An 11,694-nucleotide genomic window follows, 5' to 3' on the forward strand; every position below is an offset into this window, starting at 1 on the left:
TTGGGCAGGATTATAGCAGTGCGATCGSCATCTATACAGAGGAAATCAACCGGATATTTCAAGCAACAGAAACCGGGAACAACAGCCCAGAAAATCAACAAATCCTCCAACAGTCATTAAACAACTTCAACAACAGCCCGGCTGCCACTAACCTCTATAATTTATCTGGGGAAGCATTGCAGTTAGCGGTCAATTTTCGCGATCGCGCCGACTTAGCCTTAGTTGAATTACAAACCGGACAAAGTATCGCTCGTAACATTATATTAATAAGTTTATTAACCGCTATAGTTTTAGGTTGGTTACTAGCCAAATATACAGGTCAAGCGATCGCCGATCCCATTGAACAAATGATTAGCATTGCCGATCAAGTAGGAGAAGATTCCGATTTTGCCCTAAGAATTCCCCTAACCGAAGACCAAAACACAGAAATCGGCAAACTCACAACCACCCTTAACCAACTAATTAAACGAGTCGCACAATATACCGAAGAACTCCAAAAAGCCAAAATTGCCGCCGAAGCAGCCAACCGTTCAAAAAGTGTATTTTTAGCCAACATGAGCCATGAACTTCGCACCCCCCTAAACGCCATTATTGGCTATAGTGAAATGCTTCACGAAGAATCAAAAGATTTAGGCTACGATGATTTTTTACCCGATTTAGAGAGGATTCAAACCGCAGGAAAACACCTCTTAGACATGATTAGTGATATTCTCGACATCTCCAAAATCGAAGCCGGTCATGTCACCCTGTATCTCGAAGATTTTGCCGTGCAACAATTAATTGATGATGTGGTAGCCACCGCCACCCCCCTAACCGAAAAAAATCAGAACGCTCTCAAAGTCAAAACAGCCAAAGACCTCGGCACCATGTATGCCGACCTACCCAAAGTTAGACAAGTGCTATTAAACCTATTGAGTAATGCTTCCAAATTTACCGATAAAGGAACCATTACCCTGCAAGTTCAGCGAGTTACCAAAATTCCCAATGAGTGGAAAAAAGACACCTCCAATGCTGAAAGATTTGCCAGTGCTAAAACTCAGTATTTGGTTTTTCAAGTCAAAGACACAGGAATTGGCATGAATCAAGAACAAGTTCAACACATTTTTAAAGCCTTTATCCAAGCTGACGCTTCCACAACTAAACGATTTGGTGGCACGGGTTTAGGACTCGCCATCAGCCAACGACTTTGTGAGATTTTAGGCGGCGGCATTTATGTAAAAAGTCGTGAAGGAGTAGGCTCAACCTTTGTAGTTTGGCTACCAGTCCACGTCTCTGGTCAGTATTTGTAGCCACCATAGCTCTGCTGATCACTTCGGTGATCCGTACCCCGAAGGTTAGGAATAGAGAACTAATGCCCCTAGTCAATTAAGCTAAAGTCTATAAATAGTCGGACAGACTAAAACCTTGAGAAAATGATGGCATTCTTATCAAAATCTTCCGCCAAAGGTCCCCCATGGTTAATAGCAGTCAATTATGAGATAAAATCAGTATAGGAGGTTAGAAATTATGCAACCCACAGATCCGAGTAAATTTACAGAAAAAGCATGGCAAGCCTTAGCACAAACTCCCGATATAGTCAAACAGGCTCAACAACAACAAATCGAAACTGAGCATTTGATGAAAGCCTTGCTAGAGCAAGATGGACTCGCCAATAGTTTATTTAATAAAGCGGGAATATCAGTAGCTAAGGTCCGGGAAAGTACGGAAAACTTTATTAATCGTCAACCGAAAATTAAAGGAAACAGCACCAACGTATATTTAGGTCGCACTTTAGATACGCTGTTAGACAACGCTGAAGCCTACCGCCAACAATATGGAGATGAATATATATCCGTTGAACATCTGTTATTGGCTTACGCTAAAGATGCTAGATTTGGTAAAACTCTCTATCAAGAATTTCGACTAGATGAAGCGAAACTTCAACAAATTATTACCCAAATTCGAGGAAATCAAACTGTGACAGATCAGAACCCGGAAGGCAAATATGAAGCCTTGGAGAAATATGGACGCGATTTAACTGAAGCGGCGCGTATGGGGAAATTAGACCCGGTAATTGGTCGGGATGAAGAAATCCGCCGTACTATTCAAATTTTGAGTCGGCGGACTAAAAATAATCCGGTTTTAATTGGGGAACCAGGAGTTGGAAAAACGGCGATCGCAGAAGGATTGGCTCAACGTATTATCGCGGGAGATGTGCCTCAATCTCTCCAAGAAAGAAAACTAATAGCACTAGATATGGGCGCACTTATTGCTGGTGCTAAGTTTCGGGGAGAATTTGAAGAACGCTTGAAAGCAGTTCTTAAAGAAGTCACCGACTCTGAAGGTAAAATAATCCTATTTATTGATGAGATTCACACCGTTGTTGGTGCGGGAGCTACCCAAGGAGCTATGGATGCGGGAAACCTCCTGAAACCTATGTTAGCACGGGGTGAGTTGCGCTGTATCGGTGCGACTACTTTAGATGAATATCGTAAGTATATTGAGAAAGATGCAGCCTTAGAGCGGCGTTTTCAGCAGGTTTATGTTGATCAGCCTAATGTGGTTGATACGATCTCGATTTTACGAGGCTTGAAAGAACGCTATGAGGTTCATCATGGGGTGAAGATTTCTGATAGTTCTTTGGTGGCGGCGGCTACTCTGTCTACTCGCTATATTAGCGATCGCTTCCTTCCTGATAAGGCGATCGACTTGGTAGACGAAGCCGCTGCTAAGTTGAAAATGGAAATCACTTCTAAGCCGGAGGAACTAGACGAAATCGACCGGAAAATCCTCCAATTAGAAATGGAAAGACTGTCTTTGCAAAAAGAGAGTGATACCGCCTCCCAAGAAAGGTTAGAACGACTGGAAAAAGACTTAGCCAACCTGAAGGAAGAACAACGCACCCTCAGCGCTCAGTGGGAGTCGGAAAAAAATACAATTACCCATATTCAGTCCCTCAAAGAAGAGATTGATCGGGTTAACATTGAAATTCAACAAGCGGAACGTAATTATGATCTCAACCGCGCTGCTGAGTTGAAATATGGGACCATGGAAGCTCTCAAAAAACAACTCCATCAAGCTGAGTCACAATTACAAGATACTCAAACCGGAGGGAAAACTCTCCTCCGGGAAGAAGTAACCGAGTCTGATATTGCTGAAATTATCTCTAAGTGGACGGGGATTCCTATTAGTAAATTAGTCGAATCTGAGAAGGAGAAATTACTGCATTTAGAAGATGAGTTACATCAACGGGTAGTGGGACAGGATGAAGCTGTAACAGCCGTCGCTGACTCTATTCAGCGATCGCGCGCTGGTCTGTCAGACCCTAACCGACCCGTCGCTAGTTTTATCTTCCTCGGACCAACGGGAGTCGGTAAAACTGAACTAGCTAAGGCTTTAGCCTCCTACCTATTTGACACCGAAGAGGCGATCGTTCGTATTGATATGTCTGAATACATGGAGAAACATTCCGTTTCCCGCCTTTTGGGAGCCCCTCCCGGATATGTCGGTTATGACGACGGAGGACAACTCACTGAGGCTATCCGCCGCCGTCCCTATGCTGTTATTCTCTTTGATGAGATAGAAAAGGCTCATCCTGATGTCTTTAATGTCATGCTTCAGATCCTTGATGATGGTCGAGTTACCGATTCTCAAGGTCGTACTGTCGATTTCAAAAATACTATCATTATTATGACCAGTAACATTGGGTCGCAGTATATTTTGGATATTGCTGGCGATGATTCTCGCTATGAGGAAATGCGTCACCGGGTTATGGATTCTATGCGATCGGCTTTTCGTCCAGAGTTTCTTAATCGCATTGATGAAATTATTATTTTCCACTCTCTCAAACCCCACCAATTGCGCGAAATTGTCCTCCTACAATTAGGCAATCTTTCTCAGCGCCTAGAGCAGCATAAAATGTCCTTAAAATTGTCTGAGAGCGCCCTGGACTACCTAGCTGATGTCGGTTTTGACCCCGTTTATGGAGCCCGTCCCCTCAAACGAGCTATTCAACAGGAACTAGAAACACAAATTGCCAAAGGCATTCTTCGGGGAGAGTTTAATGATGGAAATACCATCTATGTTGATGTCGAAAATGAGCGGCTTTCTTTCAATAAATTACCCAGAGAACTAATCATCAAGTAAGAAACTCAATTTTAACTGATTCTTTATCCTTAACAATCACGAGGTTATTTAAAATATATAATTCCAACATTGAAGCCAGGTCAGACTCTAGTATTGGACAATGCAACGTTTCATAAAGGGGGGCGGCAGGCTGAACTGGTGGAGGCAGCTCAATGCCGTTTACTCTATCTTCCGCCTTATTCGCCAGACCTCAACAAGATAGAGAAATGTTGGTCGTGGTTGAAAGCCCGCATTCGCCATTGCACGTGAGCAGTTTGATTCTCTCGATGATGCCATGGATTCTGTTCTCAAGGCTGCGTCCTAACCGTATTGACTATTGCTATAAATAACCCCCCTAATTTCCTCGCATGAGTCAACCATAACACTTCAATATTTACCATGATTAGGGGTCGAGATAAACTTCACAGCCTACCCCTCCCATTCAGAACCGTGCTTGAAAGTTTCCCTTCACACGGCTCCTAGTCCGATTGTCTCTTTGTTAAGAGTACAGCATTCGCTCCTCATCGAGGGCTGTTTTATCATCGCGGGTGTGGCGGTGTAACAGTTGAAGGTTCTTGTATTCATCCTTTCCGCCTTGGCTTCTGGGATGTATGTGGTCTACTTCAACTAGGTCTGATGGGGTAAAGTATTGCCCGCACCAGGTACACCTGCCTTTTTGCTTTTTGAGTAGTTTGGCTACCCTTGTCGGTGTGTCAATTGCTTGTCCTTTCCTGGTTGCCCAGTAAGTCCAGTTTCCGTCGTATGGTGTTGCGTCAGGGCGAATTAGGGTGTGTCTGACAATCGGAGTGTAACTGTGTTTCCATAGTGTTAATCCATCCTCGGCTTTGAATAACCAAGTTTCATGCCTTTCTTTCCCGTTACTGAGTTTGACCGTTCCCGGTCTAAAGTATTTCCTCAGTTTATCGTGACTTGCCTTTCCGCATCTTGAATCTGTCCATGCCCGTAACATTAGCCAGATTGTGTAGTCTAGCTTATTGAAGGTCTCGGTTGAGACGACCCCTGAATAATAATTTGTCCACCCTCTTATGATTGGGTTTAGCTTACTTATCAGGGTTGATTTGGGTGCGGTTTTATGTCGTTTGATTACACCCTTTATCACTTCTGTGTGGGCTTTAACTGCTTTCTTGCTGGGTTTGATGTGAGTCAGGAACTCTTTGACTGCGTTTTGGTTTATCTTGCCAGCTTTATGTCTTCCTGCCGGGTATTGCCTGATGTTGAAACCTAGGAAATCAAATCCTTGTTCTTCTGTTTTACCTTCATATTGTATGGGTTTTAGTGTATGACACACTCTTGTCTTTTCAGGTTTGATTTCTAGCCCCACCGGTTTTAACCATTCGGAAATTGCAGTTTTGCACTGTTCAATGATTCTTAGGTCTTTGGATATGACTACAAAATTATCGGCGTATATTACTAACCTTGCAAAAGGTTTATTATTAGTTCCTTGTGGATACATTATTTCTACTAACCTAGCCATCCCATCCAGTGCGATATTGGCGAGTATTGGACTTATTACCCCTCCTTGTGGTGTCCCTGCTTCCGTATCCTCGAATACGCCATTGTCTAGCACACCCGCTTTCAACCATTGTTTCAGGTCTTTCTTCAGGCTGCTTGGACATCGAATTTTGGACAATAGGTAATCATGGTTCACGGTAAGAGCATTTTGCTATAGCACTAGTCAATACGGTTAGGACGCAGCCTTGAGAACAGAATCCATGGCATCATCGAGAGAATCAAACTGCTCACGTGCAATGGCGAATGCGGGCTTTCAACCACGACCAATATTTCTCTATCTTGTTGAGGTCTGGCGAATAAGGCCGAAGATAGAGTAAACGGCATTGAGCTGCCTCCACCAGTTCAGCCTGCCGCCCCCCTTTATGAAACGTTGCATTGTCAAATACTAGAGTCTGACCTGGCTTCAATGTTGGAATTAAGATAAACTCCAACTACAACTCAAACACTGTCCGATTACAACAACCCTCAAAGGTAAAGGGAGCTAAGAGTTGTTGATGACACCATGCGGCCATATAGCTCACCCTGCCCTGACTCTTCCCGGATTTGAGGRCATSGAAGCGTTGTCCTTCCTCGCAGTAACCATAAGGGTAATCCGAGTCCTGACTATTCATGCCGGCTTCATCGAGGTAGACCACTTCTTGTGGCTCCATCTGTTCAATCTGAGCAATAAACTCCTCTCGCTGTTGCTATTTAGTAGGTTGGGTGGAGTATGGGAACCCAACAACAACATCTCTCAGTGATGTTGGGTTTCACCCAACCTACCCAGGTCGAATTCCTCGAAAGTGAGTAGGGCGATCGCATTTCCGGCGCCGAGCCTATTTAGTAGGTTGGGTGGAGTATGGGAACCCAACAACAACATCTCTCAGTGATGTTGGGTTTCACCCAACCTACCCAGGTCGAATTCCTCGAAAGTGAGTAGGGCGATCGCATTTCCGGCGCCGAGCCTATTTAGTAGGTTGGGTGGAGTATGGGAACCCAACAACAACATCTCTCAGTGATGTTGGGTTTCACCCAACCTACCCAGGTCGAATTCCTCGAAAGTGAGTAGGGCGATCGCATTTCCGGCGCCGAGCCTATTTAGTAGGTTGGGTGGAGTATGGGAACCCAACAACAACATCTCTCAGTGATGTTGGGTTTCACCCAACCTACCCAGCTACCCAGGTCGAATTCCTCGAAAGTGAGTAGGGCGATCGCATTTCCGGCGCCGAGCCTATTTAGTAGGTTGGGTGGAGTATGGGAACCCAACAACAACATCTCTCAGTGATGTTGGGTTTCACCCAACCTACCCAGGTCGAATTCCTCGAAAGTGAGTAGGGCGATCGCATTTCCGGCGCCGAGCCTATTTAGTAGGTTGGGTGGAGTATGGGAACCCAACAACAACATCTCTCAGTGATGTTGGGTTTCACCCAACCTACCCAGCTACCCAGGTCGAATTCCTCGAAAGTGAGTAGGGCGATCGCATTTCCGGCGCCGAGCCTATTTAGTAGGTTGGGTGGAGTATGGGAACCCAACAACAACATCTCTCAGTGATGTTGGGTTTCACCCAACCTACCCAGGTCTTGAATTTAACCGCCACCAGGTTAACCACCCCAAAATTAACCCAATTACACAACTAATAACAAACGTCAAACTCGCCGTTGATGCCGGATGAATCGTTGGCGCTTCCGTCTTATTCCGTAACAGGACAAACGAGGCAATTTCCGTTAATATACCCTCCGAATAATTCGCGATTGATGAAGCAGCCGCCGACGCTGTACCCACTCCTATACTAGCAGCAGCGATCGCTCTTTCTAGCCTATCCTCTCTTTTCGCTTGATTAATTTCCACAATTCCCTCAATCGTCTTAATCAGATTTTCTAATAAAATCATCCCCGGACTTAAACTCTCATAGTCCGTTTTTACCTGTCTTTCATACTTGGTCGCCGCCAATTTACTAAACTCAGCCAACGTAGTTAACTCACAATTCGGGTCTACCTTCGCAAATTCTTTTAACCTTTGTCGATAGTTGGCTAAATTAATCGTAATTGTCCTTAACTGGGAATGCAGTTGACTTAAATCGATCGCATAATTTCCTAAGATTTCTAAGGTTTCTTCTAAAGCCTCTTGTAAATCTTCCGGTTGTTTCCGCTGTTGGCGAATTGTTAAGACCGATTTTTGAATGGTTTGATAATTCTTTTTTAATCGGCGTTTCAGAATCCGACTTTGGCTATAGGCCCAAATAATCTTATGGCGATAGGATAACAGACGATGAAAATGGGTCTGTATTTGCTTAATTTCCTCTTGAATTGCCGTTAAGTCGCACTCTGCTGGTAATAGCCAAATTAAATAATGGCATTCTCCTAAACTGTTTTGAATGTCCTTTTTCAGCAGTGACTTATGTTCATCATTTAACCGGGGATAATTTCGCAGGTCTTCCGGTTTTTCATTATCAATCAGTATCAGTAAATTTTCCCAATTCTTCACCGAAACAAACTGAGATATTTCAAATAAATACCCCCCCAAAAGTTGATTGGCTGGGAAACTCAATTGATTATTGGCGATTTCTTTATAACTCTTTTCGGCAATTTCATTAACTTTCTCTGGGGAATATTTACGATCCAGTTGACCCCACAATAGCCAAGTTTGACCGAGGCTTGAGGGAGTGTTATTAATCCTTTCCTGAATATATGTTTTCAGTTGCTTTAAAGATGTTTTCTGATATTCGCTATCATAAGCATCAATGATTAAGCTATAGCTATCCCCCAATTGAGAGGCTGCTAAAACATATTCTATCCCCATTAAAGGCTGTTCCCCCTCCTGATAATCTAAGGAAACAATATCGATTTCTGGGTTTTCTTTCGTAGCGTATTTTTCCAGTTTGTCGAGATTTTCGGCCGTTAATTTACTATAGGGTTTTTCCAGGTCATGATGAAACCGTCGCCAAAAATAATAGCGATTAAAATCTATGCTTTCTGAGGTTTGTCCTAACCCTTCCCGTAAGTCATACAGAAACAGTTGCAGCGTGATTTCTTTCAGGGGGTACATTCAGTTAAATTACAGAGATGGAGACGACTTAAATAGTTGGCTAAAAAACCCTTGTATTTTGCCGCCCACAGAAGGATTGAGCGCATTTTTTGACGCTGTTACCGGGTCAGGAGAATGACAAATTTGTTCCGCCAGATTGCTTAATTCTGTGTTATAATCATCACTATCAAAGCTGGGGAGATAGCCTTTTTTACGATCGCTTCCCTCAGACAAAAGGCGATCGCACTCCTCCTGATATAATATCGCTAAGTCTGTATAATTCATCGCCACCGACTCTAATTGTTTCGTATGATTAGCCACATCAGAAATCATCGCCAATTGATTATACACATTTATTGGCAACTTTCGGTTAAAACGGGCTAAGGCATGAATAAACGCGGTTATAATTACTTTATCGTTAGGAGTCATAGCTAATTAATTGGTGACAGTCCGACACCAGGTTAAAGAAACAGGGGACTTGGACAGTGATTTAGCACTTAGTTTATGCCCAACTATTGTAGCACAGTAGCCGTGAATTGTATAGACCCATTTGATAATTAATTGGATCCGTCAATTTATCCGGTGTTTGGGGTAACAATTCCCGTCAGTTTCTACCTAGGCGACTATCCCGTTATTCCCCCTTCCCTCAATARCCCGAAATCACCAAACTCGACCAATAATAAACATCAGAAAACGGCATAACTTCGGAGTTTTCTTGTCTTTCAATGCGTCCTAAAGCCTTGGATAAAATCCCCCGATTATTATCAGCCAAGGAAGGATGTGATAAACAGCATTGATAAACCTTGGCAATTTCCCCCCAGGTCGCCTCAAACCGTAACCAATTTTTCGCCTTATGCAAAGCCACCGCCGCCGTTTCACCCCCTAGGTATTCCTGATAAAACTTAATCGCCAACACCGCCGCCGACTCATCATTAACCAGCCATAAACTCGAAACCACCTGAGACACTCCCCCCCGCAGAAACGCACTGGCTAACCCCACATATTCCTTCTCAATGGCTTCGATATTAGTTAAACCCGTTTCGCAAGCATTTAGATACACCAGACCATAAGAAGTCAGGGATAAACTCGCTATTTTTTCTCCCGTTAAACGCTCTGAACCCGATAGCAAAAGACTTGACAAACTCGGCTTTTTGTGGTAGTAATCCCCATGACCGCTAAAGTGGAAAATCTGGTGATTTTCTGTTAAAGCTGATATCACAGTTTCCTCAGTGGCTTGTTTATCCGTGATGGTTTGGTAGCGGCTATTATAACCCGTCAAAATTTGCTCAATAGCAGTCACTTCCGCTGCCGTAAAAGGCAAATTTTTCGCGCCGATACTGTCCGGGTAAGCCACAGTCAGGACAGAAACTTCTGAGTTAGGATTCATTGGCGGCGAGGAAGAATGACCATAACCAAAGGCGGCGCTGGGTAAACGAGTGATAATCAAATCATGGGGAAATAAGGCTTCCAAAGGGAAACGGTGCAAGTCTCGATGGGGAATTAAAATTAAGTGGCTAATCTCCGGGGGTAATTTAGCCGTAATTTCCGGGATATTTAACAGGGTGTGCATCGAGTCTATATGGGTTTTTAACCGTTGCTGCCAACTCTGACTATCTGAGGTTTTCTTGAGACTATAATTCTGATAATCCCGATTCCAATGGGTGATTAAAGTTTCCAGTGTTTCCTGTGCCGCAGCAGATAAAGGGATAGCGGTCAGGTCGTCGCGGGTGAGGATAAAGGTAATCAAAGAATGATTGCCATAATACCAATAAATCAGGGCGGTTTCCCCGTTAACCAAGGTTTGAATTTGTGCCACATTGGGGCTAATCTCAACGGGTTGAGAAGCGGTGGATAACAGCCAAGTTAAATGGATATTCTTTTCTAATTCTGCGGTTTCCAAGGCTTGATGCCAGTTTTGGTCTTGGCTGGCAAAGTCAAAGGCAAAACGATAGAATAGAGTAAATTTTGCCCTCAGCCGTTTCACCTGGGGGATAGACTGATATTCCCGGAAATTCCCCGGCACCAGTTGGGGGGTTTCATCATCATCTGGGTTGACAGGGGGAGATAGGCTAACCTTCTCCGGTTGGGAATGGTGTCGATGATAAATTTGATTCAGCCAGGTTTGTAAAGTGGCAAAACCCTGTTGATGCCATTGTCTGGCTGACTGGTATTCTCCTAATTTCAACAAAGCCGAAATTAAATCAAGGACAATGGTTAAATATAACTCCCGGTCAGCATCAGGGGTGATAACGGTCAAGGCTTCCTCATAACTTTCTACAGCCTGTTGATAATAGTATCTGGCTGTTTGCGGCTGACCAAATTCATCAGTTATGCGGTGAGAAGCTGTGGCGAATTTACCTCGCTGATAACGCCCTTGACCGATACGGTGATGTAAAAATCCCCAGGGGGTGGGGTGGGTGGATTTGGGGCAATGTTTTAAACCCTGTTGATAACTAGCAATTTCTCCTGGATAATCCCGTAATTCTAAACTCGGATTTTGCAGGATTTCTGAGAGTCTCGGTGAGTTGATATCAGGTACAATAAAATCAGTATTACGGCGTGATTGTGCAGCCGCCAACCCTCGGTTAGACCAAGCTTCATGGAAATCGGGTTTAAATTTTATGGCTTGGTCGCAGGAGGATATGGCTTTTTCATACTCTCCTAAATYAGACAGCGCMWTCCCTCGGTTAGACCAAGCTKCATGKWWATCGGGTTTAAATTTTATGGCTTGGTCGTAGGAGGATATGGCTTTTTCATACTCTCCTAAATYAGACAGCGCCYYCCCTCGGTTAGACCAAGCTKCATGGTAATCGGGTTTAAATTTTATGGCTTGGTCGYAGGAGGATATGGCTTTTTCATACTCTCCTAAATMAGACAGCGCCCCCCCTCGGTTAGACCAAGCTTCATGGTAATCGGGTTTAAATTCGATCGCTTTTTCCCAAGAGAATATCGCACCGCGCCAATCCCCATTTACCAATCGTTGTAATCCATCGTTAAACCATGACTCAGCATCAGCCGGGAGAGAGTCAGTCGAAGTTGGGGGTTGGTTGTGGG

The 11,694-nt window shown here is 44.0% G+C and carries 6 protein-coding genes and 2 pseudogenes; 3 read left to right on the forward strand and 5 right to left on the reverse strand.

The annotated features are described in order from the left end of the window. From B9T16_RS20320 to B9T16_RS20330, 3 genes and pseudogenes are all read left to right on the forward strand, one after another. The coding region (locus tag B9T16_RS20320; RefSeq protein WP_410245622.1) for a sensor histidine kinase at positions 1-1,289 on the forward strand (1,289 nt) is incomplete at its 5' end. 217 nt (positions 1,290-1,506) lie between these two features. Next, positions 1,507-4,125 carry an ATP-dependent chaperone ClpB gene (gene clpB, locus B9T16_RS20325; protein WP_006617178.1) on the forward strand — a complete coding sequence of 873 codons (2,619 nt, stop codon included), beginning with the start codon at positions 1,507-1,509 and terminating at the stop codon, positions 4,123-4,125. 57 nt (positions 4,126-4,182) lie between these two features. Next, positions 4,183-4,429, forward strand: a pseudogene (locus tag B9T16_RS20330) (transposase); the annotation flags it as partial. Between the two features lie 174 nt (positions 4,430-4,603). Here B9T16_RS20330 and B9T16_RS20335 read toward each other — a convergent pair. From B9T16_RS20335 to B9T16_RS20355, 5 genes and pseudogenes are all read right to left on the reverse strand, one after another. Then, positions 4,604-5,773 (reverse strand): group II intron reverse transcriptase, encoded by a 1,170-nt coding sequence (locus B9T16_RS20335; RefSeq protein WP_014276586.1) that lies wholly within the window; start codon positions 5,771-5,773, stop codon positions 4,604-4,606. Positions 5,774-5,809: 36 nt separating this feature from the next. Then, a pseudogene (locus B9T16_RS20340) lies at positions 5,810-6,323 on the reverse strand (IS630 family transposase); the annotation flags it as partial. Between the two features lie 862 nt (positions 6,324-7,185). After that, positions 7,186-8,661 carry a hypothetical protein gene (locus B9T16_RS20345; protein WP_410245623.1) on the reverse strand — a complete coding sequence of 492 codons (1,476 nt, stop codon included), beginning with the start codon at positions 8,659-8,661 and terminating at the stop codon, positions 7,186-7,188. 9 nt (positions 8,662-8,670) lie between these two features. Further along, the gene (locus tag B9T16_RS20350) at positions 8,671-9,069 is read right to left on the reverse strand and encodes a hypothetical protein (RefSeq protein WP_317268875.1); all 399 of its coding nucleotides are present in this window, start codon (positions 9,067-9,069) and stop codon (positions 8,671-8,673) included. 217 nt (positions 9,070-9,286) lie between these two features. Then, positions 9,287-11,694: CHAT domain-containing protein (locus tag B9T16_RS20355; RefSeq protein WP_410245624.1), on the reverse strand; the 2,408-nt coding region annotated here is incomplete at its 5' end.

It is taken from the genome of Arthrospira sp. PCC 8006, from assembly GCF_046480465.1.
GTDB classification, from domain to species: Bacteria; Cyanobacteriota; Cyanobacteriia; order Cyanobacteriales; family Microcoleaceae; genus Limnospira; species Limnospira platensis.